Raw genomic sequence first — 21,144 nt, forward strand, 5'->3', positions numbered from 1 at the left:
ACGGAGTGAGCGACCGAAGCGCGCAGCGAGCCGCGCGAGTCCTCGCGGCTGGGGCTTTGGAGGAGTTCGTCGCCGATCCGTTGACGGAAATTTATAAGCGAGCGGCTGGGGCTTTGGAGGAGTTCGTCGCCGATCCGTTGACGGAAATTTATAAGCGAGCGGCTGGGGCTTTGCCGGTGTTCGCCGCCGATTCACTGCGATTATTTATAAACGGGCGAGTAGGGCCTTGGCGGTGATCTCTGTCGATCTGCGAGCGTCGGTTTATAAACAGGCGACTGAAACTTCGGCGGGATACCGGTGGTCCGCGGCCGCTCATTTATAAATAACCTCGCGATGCGAAGAGCGTCGCTCTCAGCTCAGCGGCAACTGTTTATAAATGCGAAGTCACCGAAGCCGACGCCGGACTGCCGAACCGCGCCGACAGTCCCGACGACCGTCACTCGCTGATGAAGTACCGGTAGCCGCCGAGCGCAACGGCGAGGACGGCAGCCGCCGCGCCGACGAGAAACAGCGCGGTGCTGCCGGAGTCGTAGCCGTATGGGACGGACAGATCGGTCCACCGGTCCAACGCGAGGAGGGCGACCGCGAGGAGGGCGACGGCCACGCCGACGGCCCTCCCGAGCGGGGAGTTCGATCGGCTGCCGGGCATACGCGGCGATTCCGGCCTTCAACTGAAGTATTTTCCGGCGTAACGGATGCTGCCGTCCGAACGGGGGTCGACCCGACCGCTCACCAGAAGCCGCCGTCGGAGTCGTCCGGCCCGCCTGCCTCGCCGGGGCCGGGCGGACCGCGGGGACCGCTCGGCCGCGGGTCAGGGTTGATCTCAACGGGTTCCGACTCCGCTCGCGGATCGATCTCGCGGCCCTCCTCGTAGCGGACGAACGAGAGGTAGAACGGCTCGCCGCAGCCGACGCCCTCGCTGTCGGGTTCCCGGTACGGTTCGTCGCCGCCGACGTCGGTCCCCCGAACCCCGTCGTGCGGGTCCCAGTCGACGCCGTCGCTCTCGCCGCAGACGAACCGGACGCCGTCTGCGTCGACCTCGTCGCCGTCCTCGCCGCTGTCCGCACCCCCACCGCCCTCTTCCGCGTCGAACGGCTCGGTCGGCGCGACGTAGGTCCACCCTTCCAGCGGATACGGCGTCACCGACTTGTCCGCGAGGTACCCCTCGCGTTCGAGCGCGACGAGCGTCCCGCAGTGCGGACAGTAGTACGTGACCGGGTAGCTCATACCGGACATACGAGAGCCATTTATAAACAGCCGTCGCCGTCGCGTCAGGTATTTGATCGCTCGGGCCGACAATCCGACATCTCATCCGATACCCCCGCTGACGGCTCGGACGCATCGGACGACACCTCCGGACTCGTCACCCGACGACGGCTCCTCTACGGCGTCGCGGCCGGGGTCGGCCTCCTCGGCGGCGGCGGCCTCTACGTCGCGAACGAACTCGACGGTGATGCCGGCGGGTACGAGGCACCCGAAACGCAGCCGATGGTGTCGACGCGCGACCGCCTCGACACCGACGATTCGACGGAGCGGTCGGGGTCGTGGGCGTTCGACGGGGCCGACTCCGTGGTCCTGTTCGTCCACGGTCTGGGCGCGGACGCCGAGTCGGCCCGCGACCTCGCGTACACCGCTCGGCTCGGCCTCGACGCGGCGATTGAAACCGGCGGAGAGGCCAGCGACCGCCCCGTGATCGGCTACTCGTGGGCGTCGAACGTCGACTGGGGGCCAGCGAAGGAGACCGCCGACGCCAACGCCGTCCCGCTCGCCGACTGGCTGACGGCGTGGGCGGACGAAGATGGGCGCCCGGTCCACCTGTTCGCCCACTCGCTGGGCGCCCGGGTGACGGGGGCGACGCTCCGCGAACTCGCGGCCCGAGAGCGGCCCGACGCCCTCGCCTCGGTCTCGCTGTTCGGCGGGGCGGTCCCGCACGACAGCGCGGCCGTCGACGGCCGATACGGGCCCGCGATCGCGGCGCTCGACGCGCCGGTCTACAACTTCCACAGCCGGAACGACCGCGTCCTCGGCTGGGTGTACCGCGCGTCGGACCGGACGCGCGCGGTCGGGCACGGCGGGCTCCCGGACTCCGCGATCGCCCCCGAGAACTACGCGGACGTCGACGTCACCGACCTGGTCGCGGACCACTACTCGTACGTCGAGCCGGAGGAGGGGTGCCTGCCGCGCGCGGTCGGCCGACTCGGATTCGAGTAGCCCGCCGGCGCGGCGAATCGCTCCGAGCGCCTCGGAGCGTCCCACCGCCGGCTCGCCCCCGGAACCCCTTTTACCGGCGCGGTCGACCGTTCGGGCATGATCGACGAGACCGTCGCCGAGATCCGGGCGATGCGGACCCACAGCACGTCGGCGGTGGCCGTAAAGGCGACGCGGTCGCTCGCGGACCTGCTTGACCGCGAGTACGTGACCGTCGACGAGTTCGAGCGCGACCTCGAACACAACGCGGGCGTGTTGCGCCGGTCGAACCCCTCCCACGCCGCGCTCCACAACGCGATGCGCGACGTGGAACGCTCCATCGTCGGCGAGGCGACGAGCGTCGAGGGCGCGAAGCAGCTGTTGGAGGACGTGATCGCCCGCGTCACCGAGGACATCGAGACGGCGAAGGGTGAGGCGGCCGCCAACGCCGCCGAGCGCATCGAGGACGGCGACACGCTGCTCGTCCACGACTACTCGACGACGGTGTTGGAGGCGATCGAGAACGCCGCGCGCGACGGCGCGCACCTCACCGTCTACGTCACCGAGGCGCGCCCGCGGACGCTGGGCCGCAAGACCGCGCGCGTCCTCGCTGGGATGTCCCGCGTCGAGACGCGGATGGTCGTCGACAGCGCGATGGGGTACGCGCTCCGCGACTGCGACCGCGTCCTGCTCGGGATCACCTGCATCACCGGCGGGACCTACTACAACCGGATCGGCACCTTCCCGCTGGTGGTCACCGCCCGCGAACTCGGTGTCCCCGTCACGGCGGTCGGCTCGGGCGCGAAGACAATCGAGGAGTTCCGCTTCGAGAACGAGTTCCGCGACGCCGTCGAGGTGATGCGCGAGCCGGTCGAGGACGTCGAGATCGAGAACCCCAGCTACGACGCCACGCCGATCGGGATGATCGACACCGTGATCACCGACGACGGCGTCTGGAACTGAGCGGCGCACGGGCAAGTCGCGCGTGCCGCACCGATTATCGTCGTACTTCTCGAGCGCCGTCGCACCCGCCCGAACGCCGCGTAGCCGGCCGAACGGCTCCGTGTAGCCCAAAACGCTTTGTGCGTGTACCGTGTTAACGGGTACAATGAGCGTTCATCCGGGTTCGACGGCGGTTTTTCAGATTCCAGATCAGGGGGTGACGGGTGCGAACTGCGCGAGCGGCTGGTGCGAGCTGTGGGCGGTCGCGACCGAGCCGGGAGTGATCACGGCGGTCGCGCTCGCCGGCGTACTCGCGCTGTTGGCGTTCGCGTACGTCCGCGACGCCGAGGCGGCCTGCCGCCGCGAGCGCCGCCGCGTCCTCGACGAGCGGGACGCGTTCGAGTCGTTCGCCGATCGGGTCGCGGGGATCGACACCGTCTCCGTCGCGACGGACGCGACGCCCTCGGGCGTGCCCGCCGGCGCGCTCCGCGGACTCGACGGCCCCGGCGGCGGCCGATCCCCCGGAAACGGGCCAGCGAGCGACAACGCGACGCTGAGGCGGGTGATGGCCGCGTACCACGACACCGTGTTGTCGCTGCCCCACTACCGGGCCGAGTACGACGAGTCGGCCGCGGAGAGCCTGGCCGCGGAGCTCGGCCCGGACACCGCGACCGCGCTGGCGTCCGACGGCGGGCTGTCGAGCGGCGCCCGGTCGGCGCTCGTCGACCGGAGTTGCCGCGCAGCCGAGGCGCGCGATCAACTCGCCGACGCGATAGACGAAGAGATCGGCGAGCTGGGCGACCGAGAGACGACGCTGTCGTCGATCGACCGCCGCCGCCGCCGGCTGATCGGTCACTTGGAGGGGATCCGTTCCGGCCGGGAGGCCGACGCGGCGATCGACGTCTGGAACCGGTTAGCGGAACTCGAAGAGGAGTGCGACGACCTCGCCGCCGATCGGCAGCGCTCGCTCGACGACCCGCCGCTGACCCCCGAAACGGCGCTCGACGGCGACCACGAGCGCCCGTTCTACGACTACCTCTACGGCTGCACCGACGGGCCGCGCTACCCGGTCCTCGCGCAGATCGCGGAGGTCGCCGACGGGATCCGCGCGGACAGAGACCGTGTCGGCACGCGGATCGCCGGCGGCCGCTGACCGCCTGGTAGTCGCGGTTCGTCCGCTGGGCGCCTACTGACCGTCCGCTGGGCGCCTACTGACTGCCCAACGGCCGCGCCGAGCGGAGAGAAACTCAAAACTACCGGATTGTTTATGAAGGTAGGGCGGGACTGAGCGTGTATGAGTTGGCAAGCGGCGGAACGAGCGTTCACGGACGACGCGGTCGCCCGGGAGGCGCTCCCCGAGATGTTCGAACGCACCGCGGAGCGACACGCGGACCGGATCGCGCAGCGGTACAAGGGGGGAATCCACGACCGGTCGCTCGTCGCCGCCGGGGTCGTTCCGGAGGCGCCCGCGGGCGAGTACGCCGACCTGACGTATACCGAGATGCGCGGGATCGTCCGGAACCTCGCCGCGGGCTTCCGCGAACTCGGCGTCGACGACGACACGCGAGTGGCGATGTACTCGCAGACGCGCATGGAGTGGGCCCAGACCGACTTCGCGGCGCTGGCCGCGGGCGCCGTCGTGACGACTGTCTACGCCTCGTCGTCGCCGAGGCAGTTGCGCTACCTGCTGGAGGACCCCGAGGCGACCGTCGTCGTCGCCGAGGGCCGCGAGATGCTCGAGGACGTGCTCGCGGTGCGCGGCGACCTCGAACACGATCTCGACGCGATCGTCACCGTCGACGACGTGGACGCCGACGAGATGTCGGCCGCGGACGTCGGTGTCGACGCCGACGCGCTCGACGACGGCGCCCTCGACGACGTGTACACCCTCGGCGAGGTCCACGAGCGCGGCGCCGCCGCGTTCGACGAGGCGACCTACGAGGGGTGGATCGACGCGGCCGACGTCGGCGACCTCGCCAGCCTCATCTACACCTCCGGCACCACCGGGAAGCCGAAGGGCGTCCGGCTCACACACGCCAACTTCCGGGACAACGTCTCGCAGTGTTACCGCCGGTTCGCGGACCGCCCCGACCGCGACCCGGACGTGCCGGGCATCTCCGCGGAGACGACCACCCTCTCCTTCCTCCCGCTCGCGCACGTCTTCGAGCGGATGGCGGGTCACTACATGATGTTCGCCGCGGGCGCGACCGTCGCGTACGCGGAGAGCCCCGATACGCTCCGGGAGGACTTCGGGCTCGTGCGCCCGACGACGACGACCAGCGTCCCGCGCGTCTACGAGAAGCTGTACGACGCGATCCGCGAGCAGGCGAGCGAGTCGCCGGTGAAGGAGCGCATCTTCGAGTGGGCGGTCGACGTCGGCCGCGCCCACCACGAGGCTGACGACCCCGGCGCCCTGCTCGACGCCAAGCGCGCGGTCGCCGACCGGCTCGTCTTCTCGTCGGTCCGGGACGCGATCGGCGGCGAGGTCGACTTCTTCATCTCGGGCGGCGGGTCGCTGTCGGCCGAGCTGTGCGCGCTGTACCACGCGATGGACCTCCCGATCTTAGAGGGATACGGCCTCACGGAGACCTCCCCCGTCATCAGCGTCAACCCGCCGGAGGCGCCGAAGGTCGGGACGATCGGCCCGCCGGTCGTGAACACCGAGATCGCGATCGACGGCTCCGTCGTCGGGCAGGAGGTCGCGGACCTGGACGGCGACGTGGGCGAGCTGCTCGTCCGCGGCCCGCAGGTGACAGACGGCTACTGGAACCGCCCGGACGCGACCGCGGAGGCGTTCGTCGACGCGGACGACCTCCCCGACGACGTCGTCACCGCCGGGACCCCGCCCGACGAGCGTGTCGGCGTCGGTGGGGACGGCCTCGACGACGGCGGCGACGGCGAGACTGCCCGAGAAGCCGACGCGGCGGCGGCCGCCGCGCAGCCGTGGTTCCGCACCGGCGACATCGTCCAGCTCCGGCCGGACGGGTACATCGCCTTCCGCGAGCGCGCCAAGCAGCTGCTCGTGCTCTCGACCGGGAAGAACGTCGCGCCCGGGCCGATCGAGGACCGCTTCGCCGCCAACGAGTTCGTCGAGCAGTGCGTCGTCCTCGGCGACGGGCGGAAGTTCGTCTCCGCGATCATCGTCCCGAACTTCGAGAAGGTCGCGGCGTGGGCCGACGCCGAGGGGATCGACCTGCCCGAAGAGCGCGCCGAGGTCTGCCGCGACGACCGCGTTCGCGAGCGGATTCAGGAGGAGGTCGACCGCGTGAACGAGGAGTTCGAGTCGTACGAGAAGATCAAGCAGTTCCGACTCGTCGAGGAGGAGTTCACCGAGGACAACGACCTGCTCACGCCGACGATGAAGAAGAAGCGGCGGAACATCTTGGACCGATTCGCCGACGAGGTCGAGATGATCTACGAGGAGTGACCTGACCGGTCGAAGTTCAACGTGACCGGTCGGCCGTCGCCTGACCCGACCGGTCAGTCGTCGCCCGGAACGCGACCGGCGTCGTCGACGCCGGCGGCGTCGGACGGCGTCTCGTCGGCCGGCTCGCCGAACGCGTACACCGTGTTGTGCCCGGTCACCTCGACCGTGAGGAAGTCGCCGACCTCGACGCCGCGGTCGGTCGCGTTCTGGACGATGATCTGTCGGTAGGCGCCGTCGCGGCACTTCACGGAGTCGCCGGTCCCCTCCTCGACGACGAGCACGTCGTGGGTCTCGCCGACCATCGACTCGTACGCCTCGCCGACGACCTCCATCTTCAGCTCGGACATCGCCTTCGAGCGCTCCTTCTTGACGGTCCCGCCGAGCCCCTTCATGTCGGCGGCGTCGGTGCCGGGGCGCTTCGAGAAGCGGGTGACGTTGATCTTCTCCGGGCGCACCTCGGCGAGCAGGTCCATCGACAGCTCGTGGTCGGCGTCGTCCTCGGTGGGGAAGCCGACGATGAAGTCGGTCGAGAGCGTCCAGTGGTCGAGCCGGTCGTCGAACGTCGCGACGACCTCGCGGAACTTCTCGACGCGGTGCTGGCGTCGCATGTCGGCGAGCACGTCGTCGGAGCCGGACTGGACCGGGGCGTGGATGAAGTCGTACAGCTCCTCGTTCGCCGCGAACACCTCGGCCAGCTCCTCGTGAATGCCGTGGATCCCGCCGGGGTTCGCCATCCCTAAGCGGACCCGGAACTCGCCGTCGATGTCGCAGATGCGGTCGAGCAGCTCGGGCAGCTTGCGCTCGCCGTTATCCCAGCCGTAGACGCCCGTGTCCTGGCCGGTGACGCGGATCTCCTTCGCGCCGGCGTGGACCAAGGCCCGGGCCTTCTCGACGTTCTCCTCGACGGACGGGGAGTCGACGCGGCCGGTGGCGAACTTGGTGATACAGTACGAGCAGTTGCTCATACAGCCGCGCGCGATGGGGAGGATCCCGACGACGCCGTCGAGGACCGGCTCGGCGTCCGACGTGACTGTGGGACACTCGCCGTTGAGGACGTAGGAGGGGACCTCGTCCCAGTGGAGGATCTCGGCGTCGACGTCGGCCTCGGCGAACATCTCGCCCTGCGCGAGTGCCATACAGCCGGTGACGACGAGCTCCGCCGTCATATCCGACAGCTCCTCGGCGCGGCGGAGCATGTTCCGCTCGGTCTTCTCGACGACGGTACAGGTGTTGAGGATGGCGACGTCCGCGTCTTCGGGGCCGTCGGCCGGGCGGTGCCCCCCGTCGCGGAGGGCGCGCTCGATCTCCCGGCTCTCTCCCCGGTTCGAGCTGCAGCCGTAGGTTTCGATGTGGTACGTCGCCATCGGAGTGAGTACGCTATCGGTCCCGGGGGCAAAAGCGCGACGGATCGGGGCGTCGGTTCGTCGGCGGGGCGTCAGTTCGGCGGGCTGCGGGGCTCAGTCCTCGGCGACCGCGGCGGCCGGCGCGTCGGCCTCGGAGGCGGACTCGGCGGCCGCCTCCGGCTCGTCGACCGCGTCGCGCTCCGCAGGCGGGACCGCCTGATAGACGGACCGGCGAGCGTCGCGGGGGCAGAGCCCCTCCTCGACGAGTCCGACCTCAGTGAGCTTCTCGACCGCGAACCGGACGGTGCGCGTCGAGAGGCGGGTCTCCTCGGCGAGGCCGGTCTGGTCGAACCGGCCCTCGGCGTCAAGCACGTAGTAGACCAGCTTGGCGCTCGGCGGGAGCGGTTCGAGCAGCTCGCGGGTGCCTTCGTCCATACGTAACGTACAGGGGCGAATCGCGCATAACCGTGGCCCGCCTGTGCGCCCGGTGCGCACGCCAACCGGGTTTTTATATAGTTGTTTGGTCTCGGAACTCGAACCGAGCGCCGTCGTCGCCGTCGATCGACAGCTCCCAGCCGTGCGCGGCCGCGATCTCGCGCACGATCGCGAGGCCGAACCCCGTCCCGTTCGGCGCGCTCGAACGGCCGTACTCCGTCGCCTCCTCCGGGTCGATGTCGAAGCCGACCCCGTCGTCGGCGACGTAGAACCCGTCCGGGAGCGACCCGACGGAGACGGTGAGGTCTGCGGCGTCGGTGTCGCGTTCGGCGTCGGTGTCCGAGCTGTGCTCGACGCTGCCGTCAGGGTCCGACCGACCGTTCGTGGAACCGTGTTCCACACTATTTGTGAACAGGTTCTCGAACAACGTGCGGAGCCGCTCTGGGTCCGCCTCGATCGCGGCCGTCGCCTCGGAGACGTCGAGCGTCGCGTCGTCGGTGTCGACGGTGCGCCACGCGCGCTCGGCGGCCTCGTCCAGCGGGACGGACTCGATCTCGTCGACGGTCCGCCCCTGCCGCGCCAGCGCGAGGAGGTCGTCGATCAGCTGCGTCATCCGGTCGTGCGCGTCCTCGACCCGGTCGAGCTCTTCGATGACGGCGGCGTCGTCCGTCAGCGACCGGGCCAGGTCGGTCCGCCCGGCGGCGACGTTGAGCGGGTTTCGGAGGTCGTGGGAGACGAACCCCGCGAACTTCTCCAGCCGGTCGATCTCCCGCTGGAGCGCGGCGTCGCGGTCGCGGAGCTGCTCGGTCCGCTTGGCGTGGTCAAGCGCGACCGTGACGTTGGCGGCGAGGACGCGGGCCAGCTGGAGGTCCGTGTCGTCGAAGAAGCCCGGCTCGCGCGACCCGAGCGGCATCACGCCGTGCTCGCCGAGGGGAACAACGAGGAGGCTCCGGTGGTCGCCGTACCCGACCGGGCTGTCGACAGCGTCGAGGTCGTCGACCACGATCGGCTCGCCGTCGTCGAACGCGTCCCAGATGCGCCCGTCGCCGGGGCCGAACGCCGGTCGTTCGCCGAGCGCCTCGGTCGCCTCCGCGCTTATCGCCGTCGGGCGGAGGACGTTCGCCTCGGGATCGTACAGCCTGACGCCGCTGCTTGGGAACTCGAGGATGTCGATCGCCGCCCGGGCGGCCACCGCCGCGACCCCCTCGCGGTCCTCGCCGCCGAACATCTCGCGGGTCGTCGCGTGGAGCCGCCGGAGCGTGCGCTCGACGCGCTTCTGTTCGCCGATGTCCGCGTAGACGCTGTAGATGACGGTCTCGTCAGGCTCCATGACCGGGATCACGTGGAGGATGAAGTCTCGCAACCCGTCCGTGGTCCGACGACGCACTTCGAGCCGGGAGGGCTCGTCGCGTTCGAGTACCGACTCCGGGTCGAGTCGGTTGGCGTCGTCCGGGATAATCGCCTCGCGGACCTCCTCGTACCCGCTGTCTGCGCCGTAGCCGAACGTCCGCTCGAACGCGTCGTTCGCGGCGTCGAGGCGGCGCTCGCTCTCCCCGAGCGCGACGGTACGCACCGCCGGGAGCGGGAGGTCGTGGAACAGCGCCGTCAGCCGGTCGCGCTCCCGCCGGAGCTCGGCCTCCGTCTCGATCCGCTCGATCGCGTTCGCGGCGTGCGAGGCGATCAGTTCAGCGAACTCCACGTCGCGCTCGTCGAACGCGGCGTAGCCGTTGGAGACGGCCTGCAACACGCCGTGCGAGCCGATCGGAACGCTGATCGCCGACCGGATGTCGTCGGCGACCGGGTCCGCCACCTCGGACCCCTCCCGCCGGTCGGCCCCGGCGGTCGGCCGACCCGGGGAGGAGGGGTCCTCTAACTCGTCCGGGTCCGCGGGGTCGACGCTGAGGTTGTCGACCACCATCGTCTCCTCCTCCGCGACCGTGGTCCCGACGACGCCCTCGCCGACCTCGAACGTCCGGACCTCGTCATCGGTGACGCTCTCGGAGAGTACGGCGGGGACGACCCGGTCGCCGTGCCGGCGGGCGGTGACGCAGCGGTCGAACTCAAGGATCTCCTCGGCCGCGTCGACCGTGCGCTCGAACACCGTCGAAACCTCGGTCACGGACGCCAGCGCCGTCGCAAACTCGTGGATCGCCGTGACCTTCGCGTTCACCTCGCGGAGGTCGCGCTCGGCCCGGCGGCGGCCGAGCGCGTTCGCGACGCTGTTGGCGAGCATCTCGTAGCGGTCCCGGCCCGCCCCCTTCTGGAGGTAGTCGGTGACGCCCGCGGAGATCGCGTCGCTCGCGATTTCCTCGCTCCCCTTCCCCGTGAACAGCACGAAGGGGAGCCCCGGGTCGATGTCGCGGATCGACTCCAGCAGTTCGAGCCCGTCCGCCCCCGGCATGTCGAAGTCGCTGACGACGCAGTCGACGCGCCCCTCGCGGACTACGTCCAGCGCCTCGTCCGGCGACAGCCGCGTCACCGTCTCGATCCCGTCCACGAGCCGCTCGACGTGAGTCGCGGCGAGGTCGGCCGCCCCGGGCTCGTCGTCGACGAACAGGACGCGGCTCGCGCCGCCGTCGCCGGGCGGTCCCGACGAGTCGTTCGCATCCGCACCGGGGTCGGGCGGCGGGTCGTCGGGGGCGGGACTCATGCTGTGTGTGTGTTTCCCTACCAGTAATTTTAGTTTTCGCTTCGGATACCGGGACTGAAAATCGGGCTCGCCGCCGGAGAACGGCGATGTGCGAGCGCCTACAAGAAGTCTTCGACGTGGTCGGCGACCTCCTCGGGGGTGTCGCCGACGGGGACGCCCGCGTCGTTGAGCGCGTCGATCTTCGACTGCGCCGTGCCCGTGCCGGAGCCGGAGACGATGGCGCCCGCGTGGCCCATGCGCTTTCCCGGCGGCGCCGTGCGGCCGGCGATGAAGCCGGCGACCGGCGTGTCCATGTGCTCGCCGATGAACTTCGCGGCCTGCTCTTCGTCCTCCCCGCCGATCTCGCCGCACATCACGACGGCGTCGGTGTCGGTGTCGGCCTCGAAGGCCTCTAAGGCGTCGACGAAGGAGGTACCGATGATCGGGTCGCCACCGATGCCGATGGCGGTCGACTGGCCGAGCCCGCGCTCGGTGAGGTTGTCGACGACCTGGTAGGTGAGCGTGCCGGAGCGGGAGACGAGCCCGACGTTCCCCTCGGAGAAGATGTTACCGGGGAGGATGCCGAGCTTCGCCTCGCCGGGGGTGATGATCCCGGGACAGTTCGGACCGATGAGGCGGGTGTCGGTCTCGCTCAGCCGCTTGTTCACCTTCGCCATGTCCTGCGTCGGGATCCCCTCGGTGATCGCGACCGCGAGGTCGAGGTCCGTGTCGAGCGACTCGAAGATCGCGTCGGCGGCGAACGCCGGCGGCACGAAGATGACGGAGGCGTCCGCGTCCTCCGCCTCGACGGCCTCGTCGACGGTGTCGTAGACGGGGACGCCGTGGACCTCTTGGCCGCCCTTGCCGGGCACCGCGCCGGCGACGACGTTGGTGCCGTACTCGATCATCTGGCCGGCGTGGAACTTCCCCTCCCCGCCGGTGATCCCCTGGACCACCACTCTGGTGTCGTCGTCGACGAAAATGCTCATTGGGTCACCTCATCCGCGTTCTTCACCGCGCGCTGGACCGCGTCCTCCAGCGTCTTCTCGACCTCCACGAGGTCGGTGTTCAGAATCTCCATCCCCTCCTCGGCGTTCGTGCCAGCGAGCCGGACGACGACCTTCTTGGGAATCTCGTCGAACCCCTCTAAGGCCTCGTTGATCCCCTTGGCGACCTCGTCGCCGCGGGTGATCCCGCCGAAGATGTTGAACACGACGGCGTCGACGTTGTCGTCGGAGAACACCATGTCGAGCGCCTGCGTGACGCGCTCGGCCTTCGCGCCGCCGCCGATGTCGAGGAAGTTGGCGGGCGCGCCGCCGTAGTAGTCGACCAAGTCCAGCGTCGTCATCACGAGGCCGGCGCCGTTGCCGATGATGCCGACGTTCCCGGAGAGGCGGACGTAGTCGAAGCCGTACTCGCCGGCCTTGCGTTCGAGGTCGTCCTCGTAGGACTCCTGGGCCATCTCGGCGAGGTCGGGCTGGCGGAACAGCGCGTCCTCGTCGATGTTCATCACGGCGTCCGCGGCGACCACGTCGCGGTCGCCCGTGATCATGACGGGGTTGACCTCGATCTCGGAGGCGTCGTTCTCCTCGTAGAGGTCGTACAGCGTCGAGAGGATCGAGGCCACGTCGAGCGCGACGTCGGCGTCGACACCGGCCTCGTAGACGACCTTGCGGGCCTGGTACGGGTGGAGCCCGAACGCGGGGTCGACGTGCTCGCGCGCGATCGCGTCGGGGTTCTCCTCGGCGACCTCCTCGATGTTCACGCCGCCCTCGGTCGACACCATCAGGACCGGCTTCCCCTCGCCGCGGTCCATCGTGACGCCGACGTACAGCTCGTCGACGAAGTCGACGCCCGCCTCGACGAGGACCTGGTCGACGGTGTACCCCTTCAGGTCCATCCCGAGGATCTCCTCGGCGTACCCCTCGGCCTCCTCGCGGTCGGTCGCGATCTTGATCCCGCCGGCCTTGCCGCGGCCGCCCACGTGGACCTGCGCCTTGATCGCGGCCGGGTAGCCGATCTCGTCGACGGCGTCGAGGGCCTCGTCGACGCTCGTCGCGAGCCGGGAGTCCGGAACCGGGATCCCGGCGTCCGCGAAGAGAGACTTCGCTTGATATTCGTGAAGTTTCATCCGTGTGGGATCGGTACCGACGTCGGCTTAAATGGTTCCGATTCGGCGCGAACGCCGCGGCCGCGGGATCATCGTGGCGACGATCGCTGCGGTCCGTCCGCGACGCGGAGCGCTGCGGCCTGTCCGTCCGACACCGAGCGCTGCGGCCTGTCCGCCCGACGCCAAGCGCGCTGACCCGCCCGCGACGCCGAACGCGTCGCCGCCGTCAGTCGAACGTCCAGATCGTCTCGACGTCCGGTGGGTCCGCCAGCGTCTGGTAGACGACGCAGTACTTCTCGGTGTACTTTTGAAGCGCCGCGCGGGTGTCCTCGTCGACGTCGCCGTCGACGCTGACGTCGAGCCGGAGGTCCTCGAACCCGACCGACGCCTCGTCGTCGACGCCCATCGTCCCGCGGAGATCGAGGTCGCCGCTGGCCTCGACCTCGATGTCGGCGTCGACGCCGAAGCTCTCGGCGACGGCCTGCGCGGTCAGCTGGGAGCAGGCGGCCAGCGCGCCGAGGAGGAGGTCGCCCGAGCAGGCGCCCCCGCCGGGGCCGCCGGCACCCTCGTGGAGCTCGGCCTCGTAGATCGCCCGGCCGATGTCGACGCTACACGACCGGGCGTCGCCCTGCTCCTCGCCGGTCGCGGACAGCGTGATCTGCGCCGCCTCGGGGTTCTCCTCGTACTCCTTTTTCAGCGGCTCCTGCTCGGCCTGTAAGTCACTCTCAGCCATGTCCGGCACTCACACGCTCTCGCAAAAAACGTTCTGCTGGCTTCGGTCGACGGTCGAGCGCGCGTCGGTCCCGAGGGCGTCAGTCCCGGGCGCCTCGCCCGCGTCGTCTCAGTCCTCGTCGCCCAGGATGACGCGGTGGGTCATCGCCTCGGGGTCGAGCACCTCGTCGGCCTCCTCCTCGGTGAGGTAGCCGGCCTCGACGGCGGCCTCGCGGACACTCTTGTCCTCCTTCAGGGCCGTCTTCGCGACCTTGCTCGCCTTGTCGTAGCCGATCGCGGGGTTCAGCGCGGTCGCGAGCGCCATCGACTGCTCGACGCGCGTCTCGCAGTGCTCCTCGTTGGCCTCTAACTTCCCGACGAAGCGCTCGCCGAACGTCGCGGCGACGTTCGAGAGCAGCTGGGCGGACTCAAGGAAGTTGTGCGCGATGACTGGCTTATAAAGGTTCAGGTCGATCTCGCCGCGGGCGGCGCCCGCCGAGACGGCGGCGTCGTTGCCGACGACCTGCTTGTGGACCTGGTTGACCGACTCGGCGACGACCGGGTTGATCTTTCCGGGCATGATCGAGGAGCCGGGCTGGTTCTCCGGCTGTTCGACCTCGCCGAGGCCGTTCCGGGGACCGGAGGCGAGCAGCCGCAGGTCGTTGGCTATCTTGTTGAGGCTGCCGGCGATCGTCTTGAGCGCGCCGTGGCCCTCCGCCATCGCGTCGTGGGCGGCCTGCGCCTCGAAGTGGTTCTCCGCCTCGCGGAACTCGGTGCCGGTCTCGTCGGAGATGTACTCCGCGGCGAGCTCCGGGAACTCGGGATGGGTGTTGAGCCCGGTCCCGACCGCGGTGCCGCCGAGGGCGAGCTCGCGGAGGTTCGACTGGACGCCCTCGGCGCGCTCGATCCCCTTCGCGACCTGCGTGCGGTACCCGCTGAACTCCTGGCCGAGTCGGATCGGGGTGGCGTCTTGGAGGTGCGTCCGGCCGGTCTTGACGACGCCGTCGAACTCGGTCTCCTTGGCCTCGAGCTCGGCGTGGAGTGTCTCTAAGGCCGGCACGAGATCCTTCTCGACCGCCTCCAGCGCGGCGACGTGCATCGCCGTCGGGATCACATCGTTCGACGACTGGCCGTAGTTGACGTGGTCGTTCGGGTGGACGACGCGGTCGCCGATCTCCGCGCCCGCGATCTCGGCGGCGCGGTTGGCGATCACCTCGTTGGCGTTCATGTTCGAGGAGGTGCCGGAGCCGGTCTGGAACACGTCGACCGGGAACTGGTCGTCGTGCTCGCCCGCGATCACCTCGTCGGCGGCGGCGACGATGGCGTCGGCGGTGTCCTCGTCGACGAGGTCCAGATCGCGGTTCGCCTGCGCGGCGGCCTTCTTCACGACGCCGAGCGCGCGGATGAACCGCCGGCTCATCGGGATCCCCGAGACGGGGAAGTTCTCGACGGCGCGCTGGGTCTGTGCGCCCCAGTAGGCGTCCGCCGGCACCTGCATCTCGCCGAGGCTGTCCTCCTCCGTGCGGTAGTCGTCACCCATGCGCCGACCTTCCCGCGAGACGCTGTAAAAGGTACTGGAAGGCGCCAGCGCGCGGGAATATGCGATCTGGTACCGCATCAATTGGTAGCATGCGACAGTGACGGGACGACGCGATAAATCGAGACAAAACGGCCGAAAATCGGCGCAAACGCTTCGCCCTTATATATCGCTCCGTCGGCAACGGCCGGGCGCACATGAGCTCGAACGACTCCGCGATCGGAACTGCGCTCGACCGCGACACGGTCCGGTCGACGAGCAAACTCCTGATCGGCGCGCTGGCGGTGGTGGGCGTCCTCGCGGTCGTCACGCTGCTACCGGGGATCGACCGGCTCGTCCCCTTCGCCCCGGTGACGTTCGCCGCGGTCGCGACGGCCGTCGTCGCGCTCGCGGTGGCGGGCATCCTCCTGTACGCCGCCCCGAAGTTCGCGCTGTTGACGCGGCTGGCGCTCGGCGGGGGCGACGCTGACGGGGACGCTCGCCCGGACCGGATCGTCGAGAACGCGGGCGGCGTGGTCCACTGGCTCGTCGTCTTCGGCGCCGTCCTCGTCGCGTACCGCGGGCTCGCCGGCCTCGCGGTACCCGTGTTGAACGGCGCCGCGTGGGCGTACGACGCCGCCTTCCTGTTCGTCGCGCTCGTCCCCGTCGTGTTCCTCGTCGCCCGCCTGACCGTCACGGTCGACCCGCTCGCCGAACTGGTCGCCGACCGCGTCGCGGGCGACGACGGCGCCGCAAATGGCGACGGCGCCGGCGACGACGGCGCCGCAGACAACGACGGTGCCGGCGACGACGACGCCGCAAATGACGACGGCGCCGGCGACGACGGCGCCGCAGACAACGACGGCGCCGGCGACGACGGCGGGGACGACTCCGACGAGACGATCGCGGCCGAGAGGGACGAGGACGGCTGATCGGAATTCCGATTCTGCGGCGCCTTATTTAAAAACGAACGGGAGCGTTACGAGCGCCCCGTTGAGCCCGAACGCGACCAGCATCAGCAGTCCGAGCGGGGGATCGTCGCCCGGGTAGGTGGCGAGGACGACGAGCGCGCCGAACCCCAGCGCGGCTAGCCCGACCGTCAGCGCGGCGTCCGACCACCGGTTCCACGCGTCGTCGAGCGCGGGTTCGAGCCGCGCGAGCGGCCAGTCGGGTTCGGAGTCACCGCGGGCGCGGTCGGAGCGGTCGGTCCACGGAGTCTCGTCGGCCGCCTCGCCGAGCCACGCGTCGCTTTCGGTGGTCGTCTCTTCGTCGTTCGCGAGGGGCGGCTCGTCACGCCCGAGCAACTGACGGGCTCCGGAGCGGCCCGCCGAAGCCAACAGCGTCGCGGTCCCGAGCGCGGCGAGCCCGCCGAGGACGGCCGGGGACGTGACACGCGCTTCGATGGCGAGAAAGAGCGCGACGAACGCCAGCAGCGAGACCGCGGCGAGGACCCCGCGCGCGGCGCGGACGAGTTCGGATCGCATCGGTGTGGAGGGTGGAGTGTTGGTGGGGGTCCGCGGAGGGTGCGACCGGTCGAGCGGTCAGGCCTCGTCGACCGGGAGCAGTCCCGCCTCGCGGAGGTCTGCGTCGAGGCTCCCGTCACCGTGTTCCGCGTACGCCTCGGGAGTGTACGTCTTGATCTCTAAGGCGTGGACCGAGCGCGTCATGTGGTCGCCGACCGCGTCGTACACTAACTGGTGCTGGTCGACGAGCGACTCGCCCTCGAAGGCGGGCGAGACGACGACGGCCGCGAAGTGAGCGTCCTCGTCCTCGTCGTCGTGGATCCGGGGCGCGGTCACGCGGGCGACCGCGTCGGGGAGGTTCTCCTCGATGAGGTCTGCGACCTCGTCGGGTGCGATTGTCATGGGCCCGCTCGGTCGCGGAGGGGCAAAAGTCGACCGGCCCGGGGCGGTCCGGATCGGCGCGGTTCGGACCGGGACCGCGGCGAGAGCGCGGGCGCGGCTCGGACCGGGACCGCGACGAGAGCGCGGGCGTTACGCCCGGTCGAGTCGAGAGAGCCCGTGCCAGATCGCGTCGACCAGCCGCGACTCGGGGTCGTCGTCGGAGGCGGTCTCGTCCCACCCTCGCGCGATGGCGTCTTCCAGCACCGCGAGCGAGTGGTTCTCGAAGTTGTTCATGCCGCGGAACGACTCGAGGGCGTCGCGGGCATCGTCGCCGAACTCGGCGGTCGGCTCGCCGTCGTAGAAGCCGAGGTCGACGAGCGCGGACTGGACGCCGACCGCGCTCTCGCCGGTCAGCTCTCGGGTCTCGTCGGGCGCCTCGCGTTCGAGGAGGGTCACGTCGTAGATCTTGAACACGCGCTCCAGCTCGTCGATCGGCCGCTCGTGGTCGTCGACGCGCACGTCGACCCAGCGGTCGTTCTTGCCGTCGTAGCCCCCCTCGGGCTTGGCGACGTACAGCGCCGCGGACTGCTCGCCGCGCTTGTCGCCGCCCGCCTCGTTGCCCGCGTGGAGCGCCGCGATCAGCCGCTCCGGGAGGCCGCCGTCCGTCTCCTCGAAGGCCTCCGCCATCGTGTCGAGGGTGTCGGCGTTCTCCAAGATGTTGCCCTGGACCGTGTAGTGATCCCCCTGCCTGTCGCCGGCGTGGTCGTGGCACTCGTCGCCGGTGAACGCCGCGGGCTCCTCGTCGGTGTCGACGTCAACGACGCCGACTTGACGCGAGGGCGCCTCCTCGTCGGCGGCCGTGAGCCGATCGATCGCCTCGGCGGGCGCATGGCCCTCGCGGAGCAGATCGAGGCCGTCGGGGCCGTAGGCGACGTTCGCGAAGCTCTGCGTGGCCACCGCGCCCGCGTCGGCGCTCACGAACGGGACCACGGCGCCGACGGCGACGAACTTCGACTGGACGGCGACGCCGACCGCGCCCGTCTCCGGGTCGCGCGCGGCGATCGAGAACGTCGAGGGTCGAGGTGGCATGCGGGACATGTCGTGGGCGCCGCGAGCTTAAATCCGCCCGTCTCGCGGCAACCGGACGAAGGGGAGTCAGTCGAGACCACGGCGCCGCCGGCGGGACGCCGGCCGATCGCCGCGTCGCAGTCGGGGTCGCCGCGGCGCGGTTCTGAACGCTTATCCCCGACGACCGACTTCGATCGGGTATGAGCGACGACGACGCCGTCGATGTCGAGTCCCCCGACGACGCCGAGGGCGACGCGGCGAGAGCGAACGGCACGGCGGAGGCGGCCGCCGAGGGAGCGGCGGGCGAGTCGGCCGGCAACGAATCGGCCGACGGGGAGCCGAGCAGAGACGCCTCCGACGCCCGCCGCGACGGCGAGGCGATCGCCGCGGCCGTCGCCGAACACGACGAGGCGCTCGCGCGGGAGGTCGCGGCGCTGGAGGCGGACCTCGCCGAGACCCGCGAGGCGCTCCGCGAGCGCGACGAGGAGGTCGAGGAGCTGACGAGCAAGCTCGCCCGCGTGAAGGCGGACTTCAGCAACTACAAGGAGCGCGCGAAGCGGAAGCAGGAGGACATCCGCGAGCGCGCCTCCGAGGCGCTCGTCGAGCGGCTCACCCCTGTCCGAAACGACCTCTTACGCGCGCTCGACCAGGACGAGGGGAGCGACCTTCGGCCCGGCGTCGAGTCGACGTTAGAGAAGTTCGACGACGTGCTCGCCGAGGAGGGCGTCGAAGCGATCGACCCCGAGCCGGGCGAGGAGGTCGACCCCGCGCGCCACCAGGTGATGCTCCGCGTCGACAGCGACCGCCCGGAGGGGACGATCCACGAGGTGTACGAGCCCGGCTACGAGATGGGCGACCGCGTGCTGAGCGAGGCGAAGGTGACCGTCAGCACCGGCGGCGGGGAGTAGCGCGACGGCTCTCCCGAGACCGATCGGCGCGGGTCCCGTTCACGACCGAATCGCCGCCTCGTAGGCGTCTACCAGCTCGTCGAGCCCCGCGTTCGGTTCGGCGGCGTGCGGCACAGACAGCGGCGAGACCGACACCTCGCCGTCGACGACGGCGCGGCGGTCGGTCCCCACGGGATCGGGCACGTTGCCCTCGTTCATGCGGCCCCAGATCGGGTCCGAAAAGCCCACGCGACCGTCGCCGTTCTGTTCCGCGCGCATCCCGTACCACGTCGAGGGCGTCGTGACCCGGAGCGGCGCGCGGTCCGCGTCCGCGATGGGCGCGTTGACGTTGAGGTAGTCCGCGCGGTCGAACACGCCGGCGTCGGCCGCCTCGTCGAGGAGGAACCGCGTCGCGCGGACCGCGTGCGCGAAGTCTTTGGGCTCGAACTCCCGTTTCCACCAGTCGTCGCCGCCGGGCACGTACATCGAGGTCGCCACCGCGGGCACGCCGAAGAACGCCGCCTCGACCGCCGCGGAGACGGTCCCCGACCGGCCGAGCGTGTAGGCGCCGAGGTTCGCCCCCTCGTTGCAGCCGGCGATGACCGCGTCGGCGTCCGTGACGAGTTCGTCGAGCCCCGCGACGACGCAGTCCACGGGAGTGCCGTCTACTACGTACCCCAGCTCGTGGTCGTCGACCGCGACGTCCTCGGAGAGGCGGCGGCCGACCGAGGACTGGTCGTCGGCCGGCGCGACGACGGTCACCGCGTACTCGTCGGCGAGCGCCTCGTACAGCGCGCGGAGCCCCGCGGCGTCGACGCCGTCGTCGTTGGTCAACAGGATCCGGTCGGCGCTCATACCCGTATCACGGGCGAGTCGGCCAAAAGTCCACCGTCGGTCGGCGGCCCGACGGCACCGAAGCGGCCGGAGACGCGCCCGCACCGAGGCGGCCGTCGACGCCGAACCGAACGGAAAAGCACACGTATCGCCGGGCCGACGCGTCGGTATGGGATTCGGGGACACCGCCAAGAAGATCCAGACGCTCGCCGACCGCGCGGAGCGCACCTACAAGAAGATCAGCGAGCTGCGCGACGAGGTCGACGAGACGCAGGAGACGGTGATAGACACCTCCGAGCGCGTGAAGACGCTCGAAAACGAGATGGCCGAACAGCGGGCCGTCCTCGACGCGGTCGCCGAAGAGGTCGGCGTCGACTTAGAGCGCGTGAGCACCGAGGCGCACATCACGGACGCCGAGGAATCGGCGGCCGCCGAGGGCGCCGAGGGCGATTCGGACGCCGCCGCCGACGCGGACGACGATTCGGCCGCGAGCGCGGACCCCGACGCGAGCGACGAGGACGCCGCTTAATCGTCGCTCGGGGCCGACTCGGCCTGTGAGACGACCTCGGCCGGCACGCCGGCGACGGTCGCGCCCGGCGGCACGTCCTCCGCGACGAGCGAGTTCGCGGCGACGCGTGCCCCCTCGCCGATCGTGACGCCGGGGAGGACGACCGCCCCCGCGCCGATCATCGCTCCCTCCTCGACGACCACGTCGCCGAGGCGGTACTCCTCGCGGAGGAACTCGTGGCAGAGCAACGTTGCGTCGTACCCGATTATCGCGTCGTCCTCGACGGTGATCCGCTCCGGCCAGAACACGTCCGGCGTCGACTCCAGTCCCCACGCGACGCCGGCTCCGACCGTGACGCCGATCCGACGCAGCAGCCAGTTCTTCAGCCGGAGGCTCGGACAGATCCGCGCGAGGACGATCACGACGTAGTTGCGGACGACCGCGAGCGGCGACTTCGCGTCGGGCCACGACCACAGCGAGTTGCGCACGCCCGGCGTCGGGAATCGATCGAGGCGGTCGCTGCGGGCGGGGTCCGCGTCGTCGCGCGTCGGGTCCGAATCGGCTTCGTCACGCGTTCCGGCCGCGTCGTCGTCTCTCACGTCACGCCGTTCGGACGGCGAGAATAAAAGGGTCGCTCCCGGCCGCGACGGTTCGGGACGCAACGGCGACGGCTCGGGGGCGGCCGCGGCCCGGGGGACCCGCG

At 70.4% G+C, this 21,144-nt stretch carries 22 protein-coding genes; 8 read left to right on the forward strand and 14 right to left on the reverse strand.

The genetic code is table 11. The annotated features are described in order from the left end of the window. Nucleotides 1-5 precede the first annotated feature (5 nt). Nucleotides 6-236 carry a hypothetical protein gene (locus B378_RS16390; RefSeq protein WP_082224253.1) on the forward strand — a complete coding sequence of 77 codons (231 nt, stop codon included), beginning with the start codon at nt 6-8 and terminating at the stop codon, nt 234-236. A 200-nt stretch (nt 237-436) separates the two neighbouring features. Here the strand turns inward: B378_RS16390 and B378_RS0108275 are convergent, their stop codons facing one another. After that, nucleotides 437-649, reverse strand: a complete 213-nt coding sequence (locus tag B378_RS0108275) for a hypothetical protein (RefSeq protein ID WP_017343337.1) — start codon at nt 647-649, stop codon at nt 437-439. 80 nt (nt 650-729) lie between these two features. Then, the gene (locus B378_RS0108280) at nt 730-1,227 is read right to left on the reverse strand and encodes a hypothetical protein (RefSeq protein WP_017343338.1); all 498 of its coding nucleotides are present in this window, start codon (nt 1,225-1,227) and stop codon (nt 730-732) included. A gap of 261 nt (nt 1,228-1,488) precedes the next feature. On the opposite strand from B378_RS0108280, the gene B378_RS0108285 reads away from it, so the two are divergent. The 4 genes from B378_RS0108285 to B378_RS0108300 all read left to right on the forward strand — a co-directional run bounded on the left by B378_RS0108285 (nt 1,489) and on the right by B378_RS0108300 (nt 6,556). Continuing rightward, a complete protein-coding gene (locus B378_RS0108285) occupies nt 1,489-2,211 on the forward strand; it encodes a DUF726 domain-containing protein (protein WP_017343339.1) in 723 nt (240 codons plus the stop codon). Between the two features lie 96 nt (nt 2,212-2,307). Further along, nucleotides 2,308-3,150, forward strand: a complete 843-nt coding sequence (locus tag B378_RS0108290; RefSeq protein WP_017343340.1) for a translation initiation factor eIF-2B — start codon at nt 2,308-2,310, stop codon at nt 3,148-3,150. A gap of 145 nt (nt 3,151-3,295) precedes the next feature. Further along, the gene (locus tag B378_RS0108295) at nt 3,296-4,282 is read left to right on the forward strand and encodes a hypothetical protein (RefSeq protein ID WP_026046227.1); all 987 of its coding nucleotides are present in this window, start codon (nt 3,296-3,298) and stop codon (nt 4,280-4,282) included. A 141-nt stretch (nt 4,283-4,423) separates the two neighbouring features. Further along, nucleotides 4,424-6,556 carry a long-chain fatty acid--CoA ligase gene (locus B378_RS0108300; RefSeq protein WP_017343342.1) on the forward strand — a complete coding sequence of 711 codons (2,133 nt, stop codon included), beginning with the start codon at nt 4,424-4,426 and terminating at the stop codon, nt 6,554-6,556. Between the two features lie 53 nt (nt 6,557-6,609). Here B378_RS0108300 and B378_RS0108305 read toward each other — a convergent pair whose 3' ends face one another. The 7 genes from B378_RS0108305 to B378_RS0108335 form a co-directional block, all read right to left on the reverse strand. Then, on the reverse strand, nt 6,610-7,920 hold the full coding sequence (locus B378_RS0108305; RefSeq protein WP_017343343.1) for a tRNA (N(6)-L-threonylcarbamoyladenosine(37)-C(2))-methylthiotransferase: 1,311 nt from the start codon (nt 7,918-7,920) through the stop codon (nt 6,610-6,612). 93 nt (nt 7,921-8,013) lie between these two features. After that, nucleotides 8,014-8,334, reverse strand: coding sequence for a hypothetical protein (locus B378_RS0108310; protein WP_017343344.1), 321 nt, complete (start codon nt 8,332-8,334; stop codon nt 8,014-8,016). 73 nt (nt 8,335-8,407) lie between these two features. Continuing rightward, entirely contained in the window at nt 8,408-10,984 is a 2,577-nt protein-coding gene (locus B378_RS0108315) for a GAF domain-containing protein (protein WP_017343345.1), read from the reverse strand. Nucleotides 10,985-11,082: 98 nt separating this feature from the next. After that, the gene (sucD, locus tag B378_RS0108320) at nt 11,083-11,952 is read right to left on the reverse strand and encodes a succinate--CoA ligase subunit alpha (RefSeq protein ID WP_007344742.1); all 870 of its coding nucleotides are present in this window, start codon (nt 11,950-11,952) and stop codon (nt 11,083-11,085) included. Then, a complete protein-coding gene (gene sucC, locus B378_RS0108325; RefSeq protein ID WP_017343346.1) occupies nt 11,949-13,094 on the reverse strand; it encodes an ADP-forming succinate--CoA ligase subunit beta in 1,146 nt (381 codons plus the stop codon). Before sucC ends, sucD begins: the two co-directional genes overlap by 4 nt. Nucleotides 13,095-13,299: 205 nt before the next feature. Next, complete coding sequence (locus B378_RS0108330; RefSeq protein WP_017343347.1) at nt 13,300-13,806, reverse strand: OsmC family protein; 507 nt, start codon at nt 13,804-13,806, stop codon at nt 13,300-13,302. Between the two features lie 108 nt (nt 13,807-13,914). Next, the gene (locus B378_RS0108335; protein WP_017343348.1) at nt 13,915-15,324 is read right to left on the reverse strand and encodes a class II fumarate hydratase; all 1,410 of its coding nucleotides are present in this window, start codon (nt 15,322-15,324) and stop codon (nt 13,915-13,917) included. Between the two features lie 194 nt (nt 15,325-15,518). On the opposite strand from B378_RS0108335, the gene B378_RS0108340 reads away from it, so the two are divergent. Next, the gene (locus B378_RS0108340) at nt 15,519-16,232 is read left to right on the forward strand and encodes a hypothetical protein (RefSeq protein ID WP_017343349.1); all 714 of its coding nucleotides are present in this window, start codon (nt 15,519-15,521) and stop codon (nt 16,230-16,232) included. 24 nt (nt 16,233-16,256) lie between these two features. Here B378_RS0108340 and B378_RS0108345 read toward each other — a convergent pair whose 3' ends face one another. From B378_RS0108345 to B378_RS0108355, 3 genes are all read right to left on the reverse strand, one after another. After that, nucleotides 16,257-16,784, reverse strand: a complete 528-nt coding sequence (locus tag B378_RS0108345) for a hypothetical protein (RefSeq protein WP_017343350.1) — start codon at nt 16,782-16,784, stop codon at nt 16,257-16,259. Between the two features lie 57 nt (nt 16,785-16,841). Further along, the gene (locus tag B378_RS0108350) at nt 16,842-17,165 is read right to left on the reverse strand and encodes a BolA family protein (RefSeq protein WP_017343351.1); all 324 of its coding nucleotides are present in this window, start codon (nt 17,163-17,165) and stop codon (nt 16,842-16,844) included. 129 nt (nt 17,166-17,294) lie between these two features. Continuing rightward, on the reverse strand, nt 17,295-18,233 hold the full coding sequence (locus B378_RS0108355) for a DUF1028 domain-containing protein (RefSeq protein WP_017343352.1): 939 nt from the start codon (nt 18,231-18,233) through the stop codon (nt 17,295-17,297). Between the two features lie 179 nt (nt 18,234-18,412). Between B378_RS0108355 and B378_RS0108360 the strand changes: the two genes are divergently transcribed. Next, nucleotides 18,413-19,120 (forward strand): nucleotide exchange factor GrpE, encoded by a 708-nt coding sequence (locus tag B378_RS0108360; RefSeq protein WP_017343353.1) that lies wholly within the window; start codon nt 18,413-18,415, stop codon nt 19,118-19,120. 39 nt (nt 19,121-19,159) lie between these two features. Here B378_RS0108360 and surE read toward each other — a convergent pair whose 3' ends face one another. Next, nucleotides 19,160-19,954 (reverse strand): 5'/3'-nucleotidase SurE, encoded by a 795-nt coding sequence (gene surE / locus B378_RS0108365; RefSeq protein ID WP_017343354.1) that lies wholly within the window; start codon nt 19,952-19,954, stop codon nt 19,160-19,162. Nucleotides 19,955-20,102: 148 nt separating this feature from the next. Between surE and B378_RS0108370 the strand changes: the two genes are divergently transcribed. Further along, nucleotides 20,103-20,462 carry a DUF5798 family protein gene (locus tag B378_RS0108370; protein WP_017343355.1) on the forward strand — a complete coding sequence of 120 codons (360 nt, stop codon included), beginning with the start codon at nt 20,103-20,105 and terminating at the stop codon, nt 20,460-20,462. Here B378_RS0108370 and B378_RS0108375 read toward each other — a convergent pair. Then, nucleotides 20,459-21,040: a DapH/DapD/GlmU-related protein gene (locus B378_RS0108375; protein WP_017343356.1), complete on the reverse strand. Its 582-nt coding sequence runs from the start codon at nt 21,038-21,040 to the stop codon at nt 20,459-20,461. The genes B378_RS0108370 and B378_RS0108375 overlap by 4 nt on opposite strands. Nucleotides 21,041-21,144 lie beyond the last annotated feature (104 nt).

This window comes from Halorubrum sp. T3 (genome assembly GCF_000296615.1).
GTDB lineage: Archaea > Halobacteriota > Halobacteria > Halobacteriales > Haloferacaceae > Halorubrum > Halorubrum ruber.

Bases quoted from the DNA above. Each gene is read 5' to 3' on its own strand.
- B378_RS0108345 (WP_017343350.1), bottom strand. From the start codon at position 16,784: ATGCGATCCGAACTCGTCCGCGCCGCGCGCGGGGTCCTCGCCGCGGTC.
- B378_RS0108310 (WP_017343344.1), bottom strand. From the start codon at position 8,334: ATGGACGAAGGCACCCGCGAGCTGCTCGAACCGCTCCCGCCGAGCGCC.
- B378_RS0108280 (WP_017343338.1), bottom strand. From the start codon at position 1,227: ATGAGCTACCCGGTCACGTACTACTGTCCGCACTGCGGGACGCTCGTC.
- B378_RS0108295 (WP_026046227.1), top strand. From the start codon at position 3,296: ATGAGCGTTCATCCGGGTTCGACGGCGGTTTTTCAGATTCCAGATCAG.
- B378_RS0108315 (WP_017343345.1), bottom strand. From the start codon at position 10,984: ATGAGTCCCGCCCCCGACGACCCGCCGCCCGACCCCGGTGCGGATGCG.
- B378_RS0108370 (WP_017343355.1), top strand. From the start codon at position 20,103: ATGGGATTCGGGGACACCGCCAAGAAGATCCAGACGCTCGCCGACCGC.
- sucC (WP_017343346.1), bottom strand. From the start codon at position 13,094: ATGAAACTTCACGAATATCAAGCGAAGTCTCTCTTCGCGGACGCCGGG.
- B378_RS0108355 (WP_017343352.1), bottom strand. From the start codon at position 18,233: ATGCCACCTCGACCCTCGACGTTCTCGATCGCCGCGCGCGACCCGGAG.
- B378_RS0108360 (WP_017343353.1), top strand. From the start codon at position 18,413: ATGAGCGACGACGACGCCGTCGATGTCGAGTCCCCCGACGACGCCGAG.
- B378_RS0108340 (WP_017343349.1), top strand. From the start codon at position 15,519: ATGAGCTCGAACGACTCCGCGATCGGAACTGCGCTCGACCGCGACACG.
- B378_RS0108330 (WP_017343347.1), bottom strand. From the start codon at position 13,806: ATGGCTGAGAGTGACTTACAGGCCGAGCAGGAGCCGCTGAAAAAGGAG.
- B378_RS0108335 (WP_017343348.1), bottom strand. From the start codon at position 15,324: ATGGGTGACGACTACCGCACGGAGGAGGACAGCCTCGGCGAGATGCAG.
- surE (WP_017343354.1), bottom strand. From the start codon at position 19,954: ATGAGCGCCGACCGGATCCTGTTGACCAACGACGACGGCGTCGACGCC.
- sucD (WP_007344742.1), bottom strand. From the start codon at position 11,952: ATGAGCATTTTCGTCGACGACGACACCAGAGTGGTGGTCCAGGGGATC.
- B378_RS0108285 (WP_017343339.1), top strand. From the start codon at position 1,489: ATGGTGTCGACGCGCGACCGCCTCGACACCGACGATTCGACGGAGCGG.
- B378_RS0108290 (WP_017343340.1), top strand. From the start codon at position 2,308: ATGATCGACGAGACCGTCGCCGAGATCCGGGCGATGCGGACCCACAGC.
- B378_RS0108275 (WP_017343337.1), bottom strand. From the start codon at position 649: ATGCCCGGCAGCCGATCGAACTCCCCGCTCGGGAGGGCCGTCGGCGTG.
- B378_RS0108350 (WP_017343351.1), bottom strand. From the start codon at position 17,165: ATGACAATCGCACCCGACGAGGTCGCAGACCTCATCGAGGAGAACCTC.
- B378_RS0108300 (WP_017343342.1), top strand. From the start codon at position 4,424: ATGAGTTGGCAAGCGGCGGAACGAGCGTTCACGGACGACGCGGTCGCC.
- B378_RS0108305 (WP_017343343.1), bottom strand. From the start codon at position 7,920: ATGGCGACGTACCACATCGAAACCTACGGCTGCAGCTCGAACCGGGGA.